Source organism: Chitinophaga deserti (genome assembly GCF_003149455.1).
Taxonomy (GTDB): Bacteria; Bacteroidota; Bacteroidia; order Chitinophagales; family Chitinophagaceae; genus Chitinophaga; species Chitinophaga deserti.
In genome coordinates, this window is the sequence record NZ_QFFK01000017.1 from 41397 (window position 1) to 57632 (window position 16236).

The 16236-nt window shown below is 51.1% G+C and carries 12 protein-coding genes; 4 read left to right on the forward strand and 8 right to left on the reverse strand.

The genetic code is table 11. The features are described 5' to 3' along the window. The 3 genes from DEV76_RS25385 to DEV76_RS25395 all read right to left on the reverse strand — a co-directional run bounded on the left by DEV76_RS25385 (position 1) and on the right by DEV76_RS25395 (position 5535). On the reverse strand, positions 1 to 3435 hold the full coding sequence (locus tag DEV76_RS25385) for a SusC/RagA family TonB-linked outer membrane protein (RefSeq protein ID WP_198652249.1): 3435 nt from the start codon (positions 3433 to 3435) through the stop codon (positions 1 to 3). 236 nt (positions 3436 to 3671) lie between these two features. Continuing rightward, on the reverse strand, positions 3672 to 4901 hold the full coding sequence (locus DEV76_RS25390; protein ID WP_109700767.1) for a FecR family protein: 1230 nt from the start codon (positions 4899 to 4901) through the stop codon (positions 3672 to 3674). A gap of 79 nt (positions 4902 to 4980) precedes the next feature. After that, positions 4981 to 5535: an RNA polymerase sigma factor gene (locus DEV76_RS25395; protein ID WP_157963112.1), complete on the reverse strand. Its 555-nt coding sequence runs from the start codon at positions 5533 to 5535 to the stop codon at positions 4981 to 4983. Between the two features lie 402 nt (positions 5536 to 5937). Between DEV76_RS25395 and DEV76_RS25400 the strand changes: the two genes are divergently transcribed. Further along, the gene (locus DEV76_RS25400) at positions 5938 to 6813 is read left to right on the forward strand and encodes a hypothetical protein (protein ID WP_157963113.1); all 876 of its coding nucleotides are present in this window, start codon (positions 5938 to 5940) and stop codon (positions 6811 to 6813) included. 131 nt (positions 6814 to 6944) lie between these two features. Next, complete coding sequence (locus DEV76_RS25405) at positions 6945 to 7619, forward strand: DNA alkylation repair protein (RefSeq protein ID WP_109700770.1); 675 nt, start codon at positions 6945 to 6947, stop codon at positions 7617 to 7619. A gap of 3 nt (positions 7620 to 7622) precedes the next feature. Here the strand turns inward: DEV76_RS25405 and DEV76_RS25410 are convergent, their stop codons facing one another. After that, on the reverse strand, positions 7623 to 8465 hold the full coding sequence (locus tag DEV76_RS25410; RefSeq protein ID WP_109700771.1) for an AraC family transcriptional regulator: 843 nt from the start codon (positions 8463 to 8465) through the stop codon (positions 7623 to 7625). Positions 8466 to 8552: 87 nt separating this feature from the next. Between DEV76_RS25410 and DEV76_RS25415 the strand changes: the two genes are divergently transcribed. Continuing rightward, positions 8553 to 9563: a zinc-binding alcohol dehydrogenase family protein gene (locus tag DEV76_RS25415; RefSeq protein ID WP_109700772.1), complete on the forward strand. Its 1011-nt coding sequence runs from the start codon at positions 8553 to 8555 to the stop codon at positions 9561 to 9563. Between the two features lie 167 nt (positions 9564 to 9730). On the opposite strand, the gene DEV76_RS25420 is transcribed toward DEV76_RS25415, so the two are convergent. Further along, positions 9731 to 10105, reverse strand: coding sequence for a winged helix-turn-helix transcriptional regulator (locus DEV76_RS25420; RefSeq protein ID WP_109700773.1), 375 nt, complete (start codon positions 10103 to 10105; stop codon positions 9731 to 9733). A 152-nt stretch (positions 10106 to 10257) separates the two neighbouring features. On the opposite strand from DEV76_RS25420, the gene DEV76_RS25425 reads away from it, so the two are divergent. Next, positions 10258 to 11112, forward strand: coding sequence for an NAD(P)-dependent oxidoreductase (locus tag DEV76_RS25425; RefSeq protein WP_157963114.1), 855 nt, complete (start codon positions 10258 to 10260; stop codon positions 11110 to 11112). On the opposite strand, the gene DEV76_RS25430 is transcribed toward DEV76_RS25425, so the two are convergent. The 3 genes from DEV76_RS25430 to DEV76_RS25440 form a co-directional block, all read right to left on the reverse strand. Next, on the reverse strand, positions 11109 to 12947 hold the full coding sequence (locus DEV76_RS25430) for a UbiD family decarboxylase (protein ID WP_109700790.1): 1839 nt from the start codon (positions 12945 to 12947) through the stop codon (positions 11109 to 11111). The genes DEV76_RS25425 and DEV76_RS25430 overlap by 4 nt on opposite strands. Before the next feature lie 101 nt (positions 12948 to 13048). Next, entirely contained in the window at positions 13049 to 15211 is a 2163-nt protein-coding gene (locus DEV76_RS25435) for a c-type cytochrome domain-containing protein (RefSeq protein WP_109700775.1), read from the reverse strand. After that, positions 15211 to 16236, reverse strand: coding sequence for an NHL repeat-containing protein (locus tag DEV76_RS25440; RefSeq protein WP_109700776.1), 1026 nt, complete (start codon positions 16234 to 16236; stop codon positions 15211 to 15213). The genes DEV76_RS25435 and DEV76_RS25440 overlap by 1 nt, the downstream gene beginning before the upstream one ends.

Consider the following 16236-nt stretch of genomic DNA (forward strand, 5'->3'; position numbering starts at 1 on the left):
TTACTGGTTAAGGGAAGTGGTGAGGCCAAGGGTGAAGTTGCGGGCGAAGGGATAATCCAGGCCGCGCTCCATTTTGATGGTTCCCCAGCGTTTGATTTCATTGGCAATAAAGCTGAGGCGGGTATTGGTAAAGCCCCAGGGTTTAGTCACCTTATCGGGAATCTGGTAGCTCAGGGAAATACTGCCAAGGTTCAGGTAGTCGTTGTTCTGCACAAAGCGGGAAGTAGCATAGCTTGGTGTGATCAGGATGCCTGAGCTGGTATATACCAGCCGCTGGAAGTACTTTACATCGCCTGGCTTGGTCCAACGGCCTAGCAGCAGCCTGCGGTCTACCTGGTATTGCAGATCAGCACCTTCTACACGGCTTTGCAGGGTTTGGTTATACATCTGCCCGCCGAACTGGAAATCGAAGTACAGTCCGAGTGTAATACCTTTTACGGTGAGGTTGGTGCCGAAGTTACCGTTCATGGTGGGGGTAATGTCTCCCACGATCACTTTGTCTTTCGGGTCCCAGTTATAAGTCAGCGAGCCATCTTTTTTGATATATACTTCCCGGCCGTTGCTGGGATCGATGCCATTGGAGCGAACAGCCCAGATCACATTGGTGCTCTGGCCTTCTTCAAACCGGAACTGTGGTTTTACCTGCTGGTCTTTATCGTTCTTATCGTTGGTTTCGTTCAGCTTTTTGAGTGAATTGGAGATGCTTTTGATGTAGTTGCGGTTATGGTTGCCATTCACGAAAACGCTCCAGTAGTTTTGTTTCTGATCGTTTTTGATGATAAAGTAAGTGGCATTGAACTCATATCCGTTGTTCTGCATCTTGCCTACGTTCTCTTTATAGCTGGTAACCCCGGCAGAAGGAGGGGTATTGATATCGAGGATGAGGCCATTGGTGTTTTCGCGGTAAATATTGAATGTCAGGTTCAGGCGGCTGTTAAACAGCGTCATGTCCGTACCCAGGTTCTTTTTGATGGTTTGCTGCCATGCGAGGTTCTCGTTTCCATAGCCCATTAATAGAGCGCCCACTTTGGAACGGTAGTTCTGATCCGTGAAATACTTATAGGAAGTGATGCCCATGAAAGGAGGGAAGCGGTTATCACCGGTGGAACCCATGGAGGCGCGTATCCGTAGTCTGTTGATAACTTTCGATCTGGCAAAGAACTTCTCGTTATGTATGTTCCATCCCAAACCAGCGCTCCAGAATGGTGCGAAGCGTTTGTTTACCCCGAACTGAGAGGAGCCGTCTGCCCGGAAGCTTACGTCTGCCAGGAAACGGTTATCGTATGTATAGTTAAAGTTGCTGAAAGCAGATATCCTGCGGGTAACGGCATTTCCGCCATCGGGCTTGGTATTATCAGGATAGCCGTTTCCAAACCCTATGTCATCCATTCTTTCGTTAGGGAAGCCGGTTACATAGATGCCCACGTAATCGCTGTTGGTTTCTGCAATGTTGAGGCCGGTGGTATTATAGAGATACCCGTTGCCCAGCCGCTTGTTATAGTCCAGTTGCAGGGAGCCGTCGTACGAAAAGAATTTACTGTGTGTTTGTGTATAGCTGCCTCTTTCGGTGAAGTCGTCTTCCTCGAAGAAGGAGTTGTGTTTTGCCGGCAGGAACTTATCACCCTGATCGGTTTGTTTGTTGATAGCCATTTTACCGGTAAGGCGGAAAGCATCATTGATGCGCCATTCCAGGTTGGTCTGGTTCACGATGCTGGTGTATGCCGTCTGGTCTATGATATGCAGCGTGCTGTTATACAGAGGATTCAGGTATGCTGTGGATTTGCTGCCGTTGATCGTGTATTGCTCCACTACCTGTACCGGGTTACCGTTTTCATCAAAAGGTTTCCAGTATGGGTTCATTTGGGTGTATTCGCTGAATGGACCGTAGTTGGAATTCTTAGCAAGGTTAAACGCCACATTCAGTACGTTTTTGATCATGAGCCCTTTATGGCGGTAGCTGAGATTCATGCCGCCGGTATAGTTTCTGCGGCCGCTGTTCTTCATTACACCAGCATTCTGGTTATACCCGAAATCGATGCCGTAGCGGATATAGTTATCGCCGCCTTCGAGATATATAGAGTGGCGCTGTCCAAAGCCGGTGTGTACGGGCTGTGATAACCAGTAGGTATTTACGCCCTGTTGTACACTGGCCAGCCTGTTGGAATATAACTGGCGGTAAAAGGCATCGGATGCGGGCAGTGCACCGTCTGCAAACTGGCTGTAAACACCGGCCAGTCTTTCCACTTCCAGCTTCTCTGCCGCATTGGTAAGGTCGTAAACGGTGAGGTCCGGTGCGGTTACCTGTGCCTGCCCGCTGTAAGAGAAACGGAGCTTGCCGGGTTTGGGCTGCACGGTTTCCACAACAATCACGCCGTTGGCCGCGCGCGATCCGTAGATGGAGGTGGCGGCAGCGTCTTTTAAGATGGTGAAACTGGCGATGCGGCTCATGTCGAGGTCGTATACCCGCTGTATGCTCACTTCAAAACCATCCAGTATAAACAGGGGCTGGTTGGGGTTGCTCATGTAGTTGGAGGAGAAGTCGGCACCGGAAACGGGCGCATTGGCATTACCGCCCTGTGTGGGGAAGTTGTTGGTGCCTCGCAGAGTAACGGTAGGCAGCCTGTTAGGATCGCTGCCGAACTGTACGTTGTCGGGGATATGTACGGAAGCGTCAAATACTTTCATGGCCTGCAGTACATTCAGCCCGTTTACACTGCGGAGCTGATCGCCTGATATAGTGGTTACCGCACCGGTAAAACTTTCTTTAGGGCGGTTATAGATACCGAGGATCACGGTTTCGTTGAGGGATTCTATTTTAGGCACGAGGCGAACGATGAGGCCGCCTGGCTTCCTGTCGGGCCCCAGCACCGCACTGCGGGCAAGGAGGGCAGGGGTGATGGGGAGCTCCTGCTGCTCGTAGCCTACAAAGGAAACCACGATGGTTTGGCCGGGTTCCAGTACGAGGTTGAAAGTACCGTCTGCACCGGTAACGCCTGCAATGGAGGAACCTTTTATGGCGATGGATGCACCTGCAAGCGGCTTACCGTCCGGACCGGTTACCCGTACCAGCACCGGCGGAGCGACGAGGGTGATAACCTGCGGGAGATCGGTCCTGCCGGGAACAGCGATGGGGCGCCAGTTGGCCTTTGCGGAAAGCGTGATAGTTTTACCCTGGATGATATAGTCGAGCGACTGGTTCTTCAAAACCACATCCAGCAGGTCTGCCAGTTCCATGTCAGACACTTTCAGCGTAACGGGCCGGGTATCGGCCAGCAGTTCGCGGTTGCTGAAAAGTACATACCCGGTTTGCACTTCGATTGCCTTGAACACCTGCTTGAGAGAGAGGTTTCTTCCGGTGATGGAGACCGTTTGGGCCACACCGGAAGCGTGTACCTGAATAAGAGCAGCAGTTAATAAAAAGGCGGTTAATTTCATAACCAGCAGGATTTTGGTGATAGGGCGTCGCCAGACTGGCCGCACGGTACACGCGGACAGGACGGGATCCGTCCCAAAAGCGAATTTTGTCATACCTTTAGGTAAGTTTTGGTTGTTTGATAATAGAGAATAGAAGCTCCATTCAGACCAACGAAACTATCTTCCGGAGGTGTTCCCGCACTTCCGGTTTTGTTTTTAGATGGTCCTGTATGATTTGTGTTCTTTACATGTCTGATCTATGGTAAAACCACCAGCTTTCTCCCTTCCAGCCTGGTGTGTACTTTGGATTTCTCCAGCATTATCAGTAAGCCTGACAATGGAATATCTTTCGTCATTTTCCCCACGAATGCTATATCAGGTATGCCGCTTTCATATATTACTTCAATGTCGTACCAGCGTTCCAGCTGTTTCATTACTTCTTCCAGTGAGGCGCCTTCGAAATTGAAGTGCCCGTTTTTCCATGCCATTACCTTGTCGATATCGGCATCGTTAATAACGGATACGCTTTTTGCGTCTGCTGCATTTTGGTTGATCTGAGCCTGCTGGCCGGGCGTGAGGACGGTGGTGCTTTGACTGGTATGATTAGCGCGTGGTTGTGCCTTTACGCGTACGCTGCCTTCGAGTAGCGTGGTTTTCAGCGTGTTGTCGTTGTCGTAAGCCTGTACGTTGAAGTGGGTACCCAGTACTTCTATTTCCATTTTATCCCCCACATCCAGCCGGAAAGGCATTTGTGCATTTTTAGCTACTTCAAAGTAAGCTTCCCCGATTATCTCCAAGCGGCGCTCTTTACCGGTAAACGTTGTAGGGAAGCGGATGGAGCTGGCAGAGTTGAGCCATACCTGTGTGCCATCGGGCAGCGTAAGCTGGAACTGGCGGCCTTTGGGCGTGGTCATGGTGTTGTACAATACTTCATCCGGGTTGGCAACTGCCGGGCCGTAGCTGAGCTGTCCGTTGGTTAATACCACATTAGCCCCGTTCTGGCTGGCAATTAAGCCATTTTTTAGACTGTCGAGGACTACCTGCTGTCCGTTTGCGAGTGTGAGCACTGCGCCTTCCCTTCCGGGGGCAATATCCGCAGCGGCGATAGCTGCAGATCCGTTTTTAGTGCTTTGAGTTTTAATCTGGTGCATTACCAGTGCGCCGGAAGCGGCGAGCAGGATTACTGCCGCTGCGGCCCAGCGCCATTTGCGCAGGGAATGTAAACGGTGGACGGGATGGTTGGTTATTGATTTTACTACCGGAGAAGGCTTATCTGCCTGGATTGCATTATTAAATAACGGCCATAGTTTTTCATCGAAGGGTGCCAGCACAGGGGTGTCTTCCAGCAGGGAAGCAGCTACCTCCTGGTAGGTCTCCTTATTTTCTTCCCGGATCACTTCGGTCAGGAAGGTGTGCCGCTCAGCGTTGCTGAGGGTATTATTGATATAGCCCCTGATGTAGTAAGCGATGTCTTCTTTTTGCATCATCGTAAAAGGCAGTTTATGGCGTCAGGAATATAAGAGACTTGAAAAAGAGAGGGTGTAATGCCGGAAAGGCAAATATTTTTTAAAATAGTATCCAGGCCAGCCAATAGATCTTGCCGGCCTGCAGTAAAGCCTGCCTGATAATGGCCAGTATGGTGCTGATAGTGTTCCTGATATGGCCGCGGGAGAGGTTAAGCCGTTGGGCAATCTGGTCGGAGGTAAGCCCTTCTTCCCGGCTGAGCTGGTAGATCTGGCGTTGCTGGGGCGTGAGGGTATTAAGGGTTTGCTGTATAATAGCCTGTATTTCCTTAAAATGGAGGTTTTCCGCGGCTCCGGCATCCTGTGAGGGGTAACCTGTCATGTGGTCGCCTTCGGGGGCGGAATGGGCGTAATATGCCTTCCGGCGGGCCAGGTGTTTGAAGCATTGGTGGGTGGTAACCGTTTTCAGCCAGGCATGGAGGTGGTGTACTTCCGGGAGCTTATCGCGGTACACCCATATCTGGATGAACACATCCTGCAGTGCTTCGAGGCAGCCCTGCTCATCTTTGATGAGGCGTTGGATCCAGTGTTGTAAAAGCGGGGAATATTGCCGGAAGAACTGCGCGAATGCCAGTTCATCACCTTCAGCTATGCGCAAAAGGAGTTCCTTTTCACTAAAAGTTAGATTGGTTGACAATTATAGGCCGTTTACGCCCCCAAACTATGATAAAATTCGGTAAGAAGGAAGTGGGGATAGTGAATAATGTTTCCCCGAAATCTATATCTTTAAAAGAGAATCCCACTTATGATGTTACAGAAAACCGACGGAAATCCCTATTTGGCAAAGCTCCTTGTCTCTATTGTTGTTGCCATTGCTGCCGTTAACTGTTTTACTTATGTGCTATTCTCGAGGTTGTTCATTATCTCGGATGATCCTGTAATAAATGTTATTTTCAACTCTCTGTTTCCTGTATTACTTGTTGCCGCAATGGTTTTTGTGATCGGATTCCCGTTTTTATGGCAGTTCCGTGAAAACAGGGGGAAGATAAATTCGGATAAATTGCAGACCTTGTTCGTTACTTTCATCCGGTACTGGCTGGCGCTGGTGATCAGCGGTTATGGCTTTGTTAAATTCTTCCATCTGCAGTTCGAGGAATTATTTTATCGGAATGATGCCACTGTCGGGAGTCTTTCAGGGTTCTCGCTTACCTGGAATTATTTCGGGTACTCCAATGTATTGAACCTGGTGATCGGTTTTATTCAGGTGGCGGGTTCTGTAATGCTCCTGTTCCGGAAAACCACATTATTGGGGGTAATTATGTTGCTGCCGGTAATGATAAATATTGTGCTGATAGATGTATTGTATGGCATACCACTTGGAGCTACACTGAACGCCATATGCTTTACGATCGGTTTGTTGTACCTGTTGTTCCTCCATTGGGATATCATCCGTGTGATCATAACAAAACAACTGTTGCAACCTGCAGCTGGTAACCTGACACTGAAATGGATGGCAAGAGTACTGGTTATCGGAGGGCCTTTCGCATTTGCCTTAATTATGAATCTGAAGTTTAAGAAAGAACAGCCCATGGCTGGTAAATGGGAGGTAAAGTATACGATTAAGAATAACAAGCCGGTAGATGAAGATGCCTGGTTGAAAGATGCGGCTATCTGGCAAAACGTGTACATTGAGCACTACAAAAGCATCACCTGTTCTCCCAACCCATTTGTGGTAGATGCTTACCGGTCGCAAACAGGAGAATACGCTTTCAGTTCCAATAACGATACCATTACCCTGAAATTCTTTAAACAGTCAAAGCCGCTGCAGATTCAAGTGAATCATCTCAGTAAGAACGAGATGGAATGGAATTATCATCGTGGTGATGATACGATTAAAATGGTGCTGGTACGGAGAGATAGTGTTACTGTTGATTAGACTTACCAATACTTATTGCTTTCTGTGGCCGCAGCAAACAAACAAGTAGTGGCTTGTCATTGCGGCACACTTTTCGTAAGTTTATTTACGTGCCGTAACTGTAGCACCATATCCACCTAAATCCATACACCATGACCAGCAAGGAAGCCCTCTCACAACTGCAGGCCCTGAGCGATGAAAAGATTTTCGCGCATAACGTAAAGCGCGGGGCGGATAATAACCAGTTTGGGGTTAAACTGGGCGACATCCGTACGGTTGCCAACAAGATCAAATCTGATCATGCGCTCGCACTGGAACTCTGGAAAACGAATAATGTGGATGCGCGCCTCCTGGCTTTACTGATCATCAAACCTAAAAACCTCACTACTGCAGATCTCGATGAAATGCTCCGTTCCATCAACTATGTACAGGTAGCGGAATGGTTTAACTCTTACATACTAAAAGACCACCCTCAGCGGGAAGAGATGCGCGAAGCATGGATGGACAGTGATAATGTATGGACCGCCCGCGCCGGATGGAGCCTCATGGCAGGGAAGGTAGCACGGGATGCGGAAGGGGTGGACCTGAAGCAACTGCTCAACCGTATTCATAAAGAAATGCCCACTGCACCGGAAGAAGTGCAATGGACCATGAACACCACCCTTGCCCAGATCGGCATTCACTTCCCGGAACATAGAAAACGCGCGCTGGAAATCGGGGAAGAGCTGGGCATCTACCGCAACTATCCCGTGTCTAAAGGCTGTACCTCTCCCTTTGCACCCATCTGGATCTGGGAAATGGTGAAGCGCCGGAACGAAAGGGTGTAATACTCACGCTTTTTGTGATGCCTGCCGGTATTGCCGCGGGCTCACGCCTTTCTTCTGCCGGAAGAATTTATTAAGATGGCTTTCGTCGTTAAATCCCAGCTCACTCACAATCTCATTAATACGCTTATCGCTATGCTTTAGCCGGTGCTCAATGAGCGTGAGCTTGTAATTGCCGGTATAAGACTGCAGCGTTTCGTTGCAATGCTTTTTGAAGTACTTGCCAAGGTAGTTTTCCGATAACCCGAAATGGCCAGCTATAGAAGCTGTACGCAGTGCTTCCGGCTCGTAGATATGCTGCTGGATGTAGTGGATGATATCGATGATCTTTTCTTCGGAGCCGTGATCCAGCTTTTCTGGCAGGTATTTGGCGATGTTGCGCGCCACAATAAGAATAATGCTCTGTACCAACTGGCGGATGATCTCCTGATCGTACAGGTCTTTACCGGCAGATTCACGGATGATGGCTTCCACCATAGGGCGGATCAGCTTCTTATCGCTCTGGTTACGCAATATACAGCCCGGCTTATGATTGGCATGCTGCAAGATGAACTCCAGCCGCTGGATATTCTCTAAAGAAAAGGCGTTCTTTTTCAGATAGATATTGCTGAAGCGGAGAATGAAGAAAGTGGTGGTTTCAGTGATATCAATACGGCTGCAGTCCTGCGGGGTGATGAGGAACATATGGTTCTCTCCATATTCGAACTCATGCTGGTTAATGCAATGGCGGCCCTTGCCGGAAAGGATATACACCAGCTCGAAGAAGTGTTTATTAGGCATCAGCACGGGCATCTCGTCCACCGTGTCGTACCGAAAGGAGAATGGTTCGTAAAGGAATTCGGTCCGCATACAGCGAAATTATACAATATCTTAGTAGAATAGTACAGATTATTGGAGTTTTATAGGTATAATTTTGCTATAAATACGTAAGAATATATGAAAGCAATAGGATTTAAAACATCGTTACCCATATCGGAAGCAGACAGCTTCCTCGCCTTTGAAACGGAGAAACCGGTGCCTTCCGGCAGGCAGCTCCTTGTGAGAATAGCTGCGGTATCGGTGAACCCGGTAGATACTAAAGTGCGTAAGAACAGCGCTAAAGACCAGGAGCTGGCATCCCCCAAAATCATCGGCTGGGATGCGGTGGGCATTGTAGAGGCAGTAGGTGGAGAAGCATCCCTCTTCCAGCCCGGAGACACCGTGTATTATGCGGGCGATATCCGGCTGCCGGGCAGCAATGCCGAATACCAGCTGGTAGATGAGCGGATCGTGGGTAAAGCACCCCGCCAGCTAAGCGCAGAACAGGCTGCAGCCATACCTCTCACTGCCCTCACTGCCTGGGAATTGCTGTTCGACAGGATGGGCATTACTGATAAAGACAAAGGCAAAACCATCCTCATCATCGGCGGCGCCGGTGGCGTAGGATCTATTGCCATTCAGCTGGCGAAGCAGGTGGCAGGACTCAACGTGATCGCTACCGCCTCCCGCCCGGAATCAGTGGAATGGTGCAGGAAGATGGGGGCCGATGTGGTGGTGAATCACCAAAACCTCGTGGAGGAAGTAAGGAATGCCGGTATTAAGGATGTAGATATTATCCTCGACCTGGTAAACCTGCAACATTATTGGAGCGCCATGGTTGAACTGGTTAAACCACAGGGAAAGATCGGCTCCATCAGCGACTCGGGAGAAGAGTTGAACCTCCGTCAGCTAAAAGGCAAAAGCGTGAGCTTCTTTTGGGAGATGATGTTTACCCGCTCCTCCTTCCAAACCGAAGACATGCAGGTACAGCACCACATACTGAACAAGGTATCTGAACTGCTGGATAACGGTACCCTCACCACCACGCTCACCGAAACCATCGAAGGCCTCACTGCAGAGAACTTTAAGAAAGCCCATGCACAGCTGGAAAGCGGCCGTACCATCGGTAAGCTGGTGGTAAAGTACTAGCAATATTGGCAGGTAATTCTGTAATGGGTATACATTACCCTGATGCGCTTCGCTGATCTTTGATGCATAGCGATAAGCTATTGAAAAAAGCCGGTGTTGTTTTCAGCGAAGCAGCCGGACTGTAACTCCCAGGCGCATTCCCGAAAGGGGATGCGCCTTTTTTATACTTAATTATGAATGCCGGATAACTCACTTTTTCGCTCCATCAGTTGCCGGAATTCTCCAACATACCCGCTACCCCAATTGTCCATAGCATTGATGACGGGCATGAGCGACTGTCCGAAGTCGGTCAGGAAATATTCCACACGCGGCGGTAACTCTGGATAGATATCTTTTCCGATTATGCCATGAAACTCCAGCTCTTTCAGTTGCAGGTTCAGTACGCGCTTGGTAGCGGCGGGCACCTGACGGTGCAGCTCGCTGGGTCTCCGTACGCCTTTCCCGATGAGAAACAGCAGGTACGACTTCCACTTTCCGCCGATTATCTCCATCAGCACAGCCATGCCACAACTAAAGTCTTTTGGTATTTTCTTCTCATACATAAACAAAGGCGTATTTATCCGATAAAATTAAGCCATTCCCGGGAGGGGATAAAATTATCCCTACCCGAACATATTATCCCGTATTGTCCATGCATGCAGCCTGCCGTTACTTTGTTCCACGAAACAAGATGAATCACTCAAATTACAAACACATGAAAGAAAGGATATTAATGATTGGCCTGGGAGCGATGGGCACGGTACTGGCGCGTTTATTACTGGAAAAAGGGAAGCAGGTAACGGTCTGGAACCGCTCTGAAGAAAAGGCCCGTCCACTCATCGCAGCAGGCGCCACTTATTCGGGAGACATTCAGGCTGCAGTGGACGCTAACGATATCATCCTCATTTGTCTTACCGATTATGCCGTTACAGATCAGGTGATGCAGGGGGTAACCATGAAAGGGAAAACGGTGGTGCAGCTGAGCACGGGCACGCCGCAGGATGCGCGGGTTATGGCGGGGGATTACACCGCACGTGGTGCTGCGTACCTCGACGGTGCCATACTGGCCACGCCATCTCAGATGGGTACGGAACAAACTCCGATCTTCCTGTCGGGCAGTGCCGCAGCATACGATACCGCAGGCGATGCCCTGCGCATCCTGGGCGGTACGCTTATTTACCAGGGAGAAGCGCCAGGTGCGGCATCCGCCTGGGACCTTGCGGCACTTTCCACGATGTTCGGTATGATGATCGGCTTTTTGAACGGTGCGCGCATAATGGAGTCGGAAGGGATGCAGGTGGCTGACCTTGGTTCCATGATCCATAACATTGCTCCGGTACTTGGACAAATGATCAAAGACACGGGCGATGATATTCAGCAGCAGCGGTTCGAAGACCCGCAGAGTTCCATAGATATCTGCGCAGGTACCTTCGCACTGATGTTACGCCTGGCTGCTGAAAATAAGCTGGATAAAGGGTTTGCCGGATTTGCGCAGCAAATGTTCGGTAAAGCGCAGGCGGCCGGCTTCGGGCAGCATCGCATATCCGCGATTATCAAAACGCTTCGTTAAATAATCCCTTCCAGCACCCCGCCTTTCTTCCCCATCTCGTCCACCTTCTTCTCCACTGCAGCGTCTTTGATCAGTGGCGGAGCGTGGTGGGGTTTGATGCGGGCGTCAATGATCATGGGGCCGTTGCAGCCCCAGTGCTTGTGGGAGATGAAGCTGTTAATGCCATGGATGTCGTGCGAAGGGTTGCTTCTCGTAAACGTTACCCATACGAAGTTGGGGATGTTCTCCGCAGTAAAGCCTGCATCGTCGCATAGTACAATAAGCGGAAGACCGTCGAGGTTTTCGTTGCGGAGGTGATCGTTGAGGATGGCTATCTGGGCTTCGGTATCGGCGTTGCTGGTGAAAGCTGGTGCTTCTACCGCCAGTACGCCCGGCATGGGCATTTTGTAATGGGTAAATGGGCGTGGCAGACTGAAAGATGCCGGCATTTCCTGCCAGAGCTCGCGGCGCTTATTGCCCGCTGCTGCAATGGCTACTTTGCTGCCGGCGTTCAGATCGCTGCCGGTATAATCGAGGGTATCGATGGTAGTGTTGGTATAGAAATGCAGATCACGGGTGAGATCAATGCGCTCGAGCATGTGCATCATAAACGGAGCAATGTCGTGCACATGCAGGGCAGGATTATCTTCTTTCGCGCAGATGAACAGGTATTTGGCCAGACTGAGCTGGTTGCTGCCCAGAATGTGGTTGGCGATGGTAAGGATCTCCTGTGGCTTACGCTCCTTCAGGTACGGTGTGTACCGCTCACTGCCGATGGCAAACAGCAGGGGGTGTACGCCGGCGGCATCTACCGCATGGATCTCATGCACACCGGGTATCTCTTTGGGAATGGCGTTTCCCGTGATCTCGTGAATGAGCGCGCCGAAGCTGGTATCTTCCTGTGGCGGCCGGCCTACTACGGTAAACGACCATACGGGGTTCTTTTTATGATACACCCTGCTCACTTTCATGAGGGGGAAAGGGTGAACGAGACTGTAATATCCGAGGTGATCGCCGAAGGGCCCTTCGGGCTTGTTCTCATGCGGCATCACTGTGCCGGTGATTACAAAATCGGCATCTGCGGAAATGCAATATCCTTCATCGTCATAGTAATACCGGAATCTGCGGTTGCCCAGTGCGCCAGCGAAGGTCATTTCTGAAAGTCCTTCGGGGAGGGGCATAACGGCAGCGAGCGGATGGGAGGGAGGGCCCCCTACGAATATGCTCACTTTCAGTGGCTGGCCTTTGGCGTTGGCTTTGGTCTGATGCACGCCTATGCCGCGGTGCAGCTGGTAGTGGAGGCCTATTTCCCTGTCCTGTACATAATCATTCCCGCCCAGCTGAATGCGGTACATGCCGAGGTTGGCGTTCATGATTCCGGGCTGTCCGGGGTCTTCGGTATACACCTGGGGCATGGTCACAAACGGACCGCCGTCCATTGGCCAGTTCACGATCTGTGGCAGTTCGCTGATTTGGGTACGGCCGAAAGAGATGGGAGCGTTGCGGCCGGATTTCATGGGCAGGGCAGATAATGCCGTGGCCGCTACGTTCAGGTATTTGAATGGATTCTTGAAGGCTTTAACGGGGTCGCCCTTAATATCCACCAGCGTCTTGATCTTGTCCAGTGTATCACGGAACATGAACTTCGAGCGGTCGAGCGTACCAAACAGGTTGGATACGGCGGGGAACTTACTGCCTTTCACGTTCTCGAAAAGTATGGCGGGGCCCTCATGCTCATACACCCGCAGGTGGATGGAGGCCATTTCGAGGTAAGGGTCCACTTCCTGTTTAATGCGGATTAAATGACCATGTTTTTCCAGATCGGTGATGCAGTCTTGTAAGCTTTTGTATCCCATTGCTATGCCGGTAATGATAAACCGGTCAAAAGTAAGCAAGTTTCAGGAGAAAACCGGTTGCCGGCTTCCCCTGAAACTTGTCATTACCTGCTTTGTATGTCTTAATTAAACATCAGTTCATCTACAAATACCCAGCCGCGGCCGCCTTTGCCCTGGTGCCACTGGGGCAGCCGGGAAACGGGCGCCAGCACCACCTTCAGGTAGGATACTTCCGTTGCCGGGAAGTTGAGGAGATAATTGACGGGCATTACAGAATCGCCCTTCTGCCCCTGTGCCGGCACGATCTTTTTCAGCAGGCGCAGCTGCTGAGGGCTGGAGCCTCCCCATATCTCGATCTTCTCCGGGGGGAAGATGTATGCTTCGATATGGCGGTAAGCGCTGATGGTTACCTCGTGCAGGGATACTGGTTTGGGGAAGTAGGCTACTGCTTCAAGGGGCTTGTTGGCATAGCCGAGCCATTTGCCATCACCGTAATTACCGGTACCCTTCCGCGCATCCGTAAGGGTTTTGGCGCCTTCTCCCACGTACTGGCCATCGGGTGGCTGTACCAGCGTAACACTGTCGGGCTTGTAGCGCGACTGGCTGAACACATATTGCACCTGGGCGCTGTTGTTCCATCCCTTTTTACAGGCTATGGCGCGGATGGTGGTGGTTTTATCCAGCAGCAGGCTGTCTTTGAAAAGGGGAGAGCTGATACTGTCCGGCGCGGTGCCGTCTGTGGTATAACGTATCTCCACACCTTTAACAGGATGCTTCAGCTGCAGCTGCATCTGATCCCTGAAAACGGCATCGGTATTAACGAGCACGGGCTGGTTGAGCTGTAATTGCTCGCCGCTGTTGCCGTCGAATCCTTTAACGATGGTCACCAGCGGGAAAGCTTTTTCTGCCTGTACCATTTCTTCCTGTGTAAGTGCGGTGTTCCAGACATACAGCTTCCTCAGTTTAGGTGCATTCTTCAGCGTCATCAGTTGAGCAAGGGTAACAGGCGCACCAGCAACGGAGAGACTTTGCAATTGGGGCAGCTTAGCCAGTTCTGCGAGTGTTTTACCGGTAACCTGTGTAAAGCTGAGGTTGAGCACGCGCAATTCTTTGAACTCCGCCAGTATGGCAAGGTCTGCATCCGTTACCGGCATCTTTTGCAGGTGCATTTCTATGAGCTGTCCTTTCACGGGCAGCAGCTCTTTTACAGATGCGATGCTGAACTGATCCTTGTTGTACCAGTTGGCTATCAGCGGAGCGGCATGGAGTGCTACGGGATACAGAACACGGTAGTTATTGTTGAGTTTTGCAACAAGCTTTTCATCTGCCGGGGCAAAGGTGGGGAGATTATCACCGGCAGCAGGCTGCAGGCGGGCGGAGGCCAGCATGCGGAGGGTATCCTGCGGAGGCAGGGCCGTTACCATGGTATTGAAATCGCCACCGGATTTGATCCAGTGATGCAGCAGGGCTACTTCGTCTTCCGTAAGCTGCGGCTTATTGGATGGCGGCATGTGCTTCTTATCCTCTTCGGGGAGGTGCAGCCGCAGCATCAGCAGGCTGGCCGCAGGATCGCCGGGGATGAAGAGCTTGCCTGTTTTACCACCTGCCAGCAATTGCGTGGTGTCTTCCAGGGAAAGACTGCCCTTTGCTTTCGCAGGGTTATGGCAGCTCATACATTTTTCTTCCAGTATGGGCCTTACCAGGTGCTCGTAAACAAGCGCCTGCTCCAGCTGTACGGGTACGGCTTTCTTTTCAGGCGTAACGGGTGCCAGCACAAAGTTTTCCCCGTGGGTAACGGCGGCTCCGTAATGACCGGTAAAAATGATGAGGGCCACGGCGGCAAGTCCACTGCTTTTCGCGTACCACTGGTGCCTGGCATTGCGCAGCCAGTAACAGGCGGAGGCAACCCACAACAGCAGGGCGCCGCCCCATTTATGCAGGAACAGCGCACCGTCGGCCGTATACCCTTCTTCCAGGGAAAGGAGCAGGCCCATGATAACTGCCATGCCGGTGGTAAGCGCTCCGGCCAGTAAGAGTGTGGCCGTGAACTGCTTCTTCCAGTGTGCGGCTTCCGGTTCGCGGAGGCGGATGAAGAGGAGACCGGCTCCTATCATCAGCAGCACAATAGGGAAGTGCAGCACCAGGGGGTGCATGCGACCCATTACCTGCAGCCAGGAAGGTACTGCTACCCGGTTGCCTGCCAGCAGGAGTACGAGTACGAATATATTGCAGGCAAACAGCAGGCTGCCGCCTGCTTCCTGCCACTTTACTTGTTTCCAGTTCATTAGACTCTTCTGAGTTTATAGGGATATACTTTACCGGATGCCCATTGCGCTACGTATACATTCTCGTCATTGTCCACACACACGTCATGCGGATGCACGAAGATCTTTTCGGCCTGCTGCATGCGCTGTAACTTTCCGTCTACATACTTAGGCTCAGTGCCCCCTATGTTGGATACTACTTTATTGTTTTTATCGAGGATGGTCACAAAGCCGCTGCCTTCCACGTTCATGTCCGGAGCACGCAGTACCGCGGCATACAGGTTGTCCTTCTTTATCACCGGCCGGCATACGCAGGCGCCGGGGAGTTCTATTACTTCCTGCAGCTCGCCGTTCATGTTGTAACGCTTGAAGCAGTTGCGCGTTCTGTCTGTAACCAGCAGGGTAGGCGTGCCTTTGCGGCGGTCTACCGTAATGCCGTGTGCGTTATCGAGGAACTGTGTGCCTTCACCACGGCCGCCGAAGATGCCCAGCAGCTTACCGTTCCTGTCGAAGCGGGAAATGAATTGTGCGCCGTAACCATCTGCGATGAAGATATCGCCGTTGTCGGCAACGGTGGTTTCCGTGGGCACGAATTCTTCTTTCTTCTTGTACTTCCCGCTTTCGAGGGGAGCATCGATAGTGAGCAGGATTTTACCATCCAGCGTGGTTTTATACACCTGGTGTTTATCCGTATCGGTAATGAGCAGGAATTCTTCCCCGTTCTCTTCTGCCAGCGTAAGCCCGTGCGCACCGGGGAAGGTAGTACCCCAGCTGCTCAGCAGTTTACCTGATTTGTTATAGATGAGTACGTTGTTCTTCGTTTCGTTGGTAAGGAGGATGATGCGGCCTTTTTTATCCTGCACCATTTCGTGGCAGTCTTTTACGGGAAACCGGCTGCTGTCAGCCATGCTCCATTTGGTATCGAGCGTGTAGCGCATATTTTGATGGCCATACACAGGGCCTTTGGGCCGGGCGAAAAGGTCTTTCGTAATGTAAAACGATGCGGCGGCCAAGGCGGACGACCGGAGAAATGTTCTTCTTTCCAT

What these genes read in the sequence shown, in the direction of transcription:
- DEV76_RS25385 (WP_198652249.1), bottom strand. Translation starts at nt 3,435, where the DNA reads ATGAAATTAACCGCCTTTTTATTAACTGCTGCTCTTATTCAGGTACAC.
- DEV76_RS25390 (WP_109700767.1), bottom strand. Translation starts at nt 4,901, where the DNA reads ATGATGCAAAAAGAAGACATCGCTTACTACATCAGGGGCTATATCAAT.
- DEV76_RS25405 (WP_109700770.1), top strand. Translation starts at nt 6,945, where the DNA reads ATGACCAGCAAGGAAGCCCTCTCACAACTGCAGGCCCTGAGCGATGAA.
- DEV76_RS25410 (WP_109700771.1), bottom strand. Translation starts at nt 8,465, where the DNA reads ATGCGGACCGAATTCCTTTACGAACCATTCTCCTTTCGGTACGACACG.
- DEV76_RS25415 (WP_109700772.1), top strand. Translation starts at nt 8,553, where the DNA reads ATGAAAGCAATAGGATTTAAAACATCGTTACCCATATCGGAAGCAGAC.
- DEV76_RS25420 (WP_109700773.1), bottom strand. Translation starts at nt 10,105, where the DNA reads ATGTATGAGAAGAAAATACCAAAAGACTTTAGTTGTGGCATGGCTGTG.
- DEV76_RS25425 (WP_157963114.1), top strand. Translation starts at nt 10,258, where the DNA reads ATGAAAGAAAGGATATTAATGATTGGCCTGGGAGCGATGGGCACGGTA.
- DEV76_RS25430 (WP_109700790.1), bottom strand. Translation starts at nt 12,947, where the DNA reads ATGGGATACAAAAGCTTACAAGACTGCATCACCGATCTGGAAAAACAT.
- DEV76_RS25435 (WP_109700775.1), bottom strand. Translation starts at nt 15,211, where the DNA reads ATGAACTGGAAACAAGTAAAGTGGCAGGAAGCAGGCGGCAGCCTGCTG.
- DEV76_RS25440 (WP_109700776.1), bottom strand. Translation starts at nt 16,236, where the DNA reads ATGGAAAGAAGAACATTTCTCCGGTCGTCCGCCTTGGCCGCCGCATCG.